The sequence below is a fragment of the Arsukibacterium sp. genome (assembly GCF_018402695.1).
In the GTDB taxonomy this organism is placed as follows: Bacteria; Pseudomonadota; Gammaproteobacteria; order Enterobacterales; family Alteromonadaceae; genus Alishewanella.
This window is the reverse complement of record NZ_JAGYIM010000004.1, coordinates 1-1,903: the sequence shown is the minus strand read 5'-3', so window position 1 is coordinate 1,903 and position 1,903 is coordinate 1. Positions and strand designations below refer to the sequence as shown.

The window sequence follows — 1,903 nt, the reverse complement described above, 5'->3', positions numbered from 1 at the left end:
CTCGGCAAAAACCAGAATCTGGCCCTGCTCCAGGGTAATAGTCATGCTTTTTTCAATCACATCACCGGCCATACCTTGCTGACGGTATTGCTGGTTGATAAGCAAGCGCTGTTGTTTTATTTGCTCGCTGGCCTGCTGCAACAGAGCCTGCGGAGCGTTAGGCTCCATATCGACCTGCATAATCAATAAATCGCCCGGCACTTGCGGGAACATCACACTGCGTATTTTGCCCAGACTTAAATAGCCAAATACCAACACGCACAGGGCTACAGCCACGCACAACATCCCGTAGCGATAGCGCAAAGCGCTGATTAATAATGGCCGGTACAGTCTTTGCCGAATGCTATCCAGGCCTTGCTGTGGCAGATGACGCCAACGCTGCAGGCGACTTTGACGCTGGCTTTGGCCGAGCGGGATATGACGTAAATGGGCGGGTAAAATCAGTTTGGATTCTAACAGCGAAAATAATAAAGCGACGATAATAACCCAGGCAAAGCCGGCAAACAGACGCCCGGTTTCCGATGGAAACTGCGTCATAGGTAACAGGGCTACAACGGTTGTGAGTACGCCAAAGGTGGTGGGCAGGGCGACTTTTTTGGCACCGGCAATGGTGGCGCTCACCGGGTCGGTAGTTTGTGGGTTGGCTGTTTGTTTTTGGCTATAAATACTTTCGCCAACGACGACCGCATCGTCCACCAGGATGCCCAGCACCAGAATAAATCCAAAGGTGGTGACTTCGTTAATGGTGTACTGAAAGCCAAGCTGACCGAGCACGATTAACGTACCGGCAATGGCGACCGGCAATCCCATAGCCACCCAGAATGCCAGGCGCAGTTGTAAAAAAAGACTGAGAATCACAAACACCAGCACAAAGCCGATCCAGGCGTTGTCGGTCAGCAATTGCAGTCTTGATTGCACGTAGTCGGCCGCGTTAAACCATACCGTCAGGCTGACATTATCAGGCAGCTGAGCACGGAGTTGAGCGACCTCTTGCTTGACCTGGCGAGAGATTTCCAACACATCGCTCTTAGCCGCCATTTTAATGGCAAAGGCAATGCTGGGCTGCTGATTAAACCGAATCTCGGAGTTGCCTTCGATAAAACCGTCTTCGATGCGGGCCACGTCACTTAAACGCAGGCGCTGGCCCTGATCACTGACACGCACCACCAGCTGGCTTAAACGCTGCAATGATTCGGCACTGTGCTGGCCCTGCAATAAAAACTGGCCGTTATTGGTTTTTAACAACCCGGTACGGCTGCGCACGGATTGCTGGTGAATGGCTTCGGCCACCTCCGTCAGCGACAACTCATAGAGCTGCATTTTTTCCGGTTGCAGATAAATATATACGCCGTATTCCAGCAAACCGTATTGTTCGATTTTATGTACCGCCGGATTAGCCAGCAGGGTTTGCTTAACCTGATTGGCCAGCTGTACCAGACTGTGATCGTCGGTGTCGCCATGGAGTTGCACCATGAGGGCATCGAAGGTCATATCCGCCAGTTGAACCTGCGGCTTTTCCGCTTGTTGTGGCCAGTCATAAATACTTTCAATATTGGCTTTAACGTCGCTGAACAGCCGTTGCACATCGTAGTCGAGTTGCTTTTTAACGGTGACATTGAGCATGTCTTGCTGGCTGGTGACGGCAACGGATTTAATACCACTCAGGCCTTCCAGTGCCTGTATGACTTTTTGCCCCAGCTCCTGATCTATCTGTGCGCCGCTGCGGCCTTCGTAATAAGCGCTGACAGTAATTTCACTGGCAGGCAGTTTAGGTAACACTTCTTTGCGCATATGGCTGGCAGATATCCAGCCACCGATCAACAAGGTCAGCATCAACAAATTAGCGGCGACCGGGTGACGCGTGAACCAGGCGATCATAGTGCCGCCTCCTGACTGAGAGTGG

1 protein-coding gene is annotated in these 1,903 nt (G+C 51.8%); it reads right to left on the bottom strand.

The window, feature by feature from the left end; genetic code table 11:
• The coding region (locus tag KG631_RS00085; protein WP_301003500.1) for an efflux RND transporter permease subunit at positions 1 to 1,878 on the bottom strand (1,878 nt) is incomplete at its 3' end.
• Positions 1,879 to 1,903 lie beyond the last annotated feature (25 nt).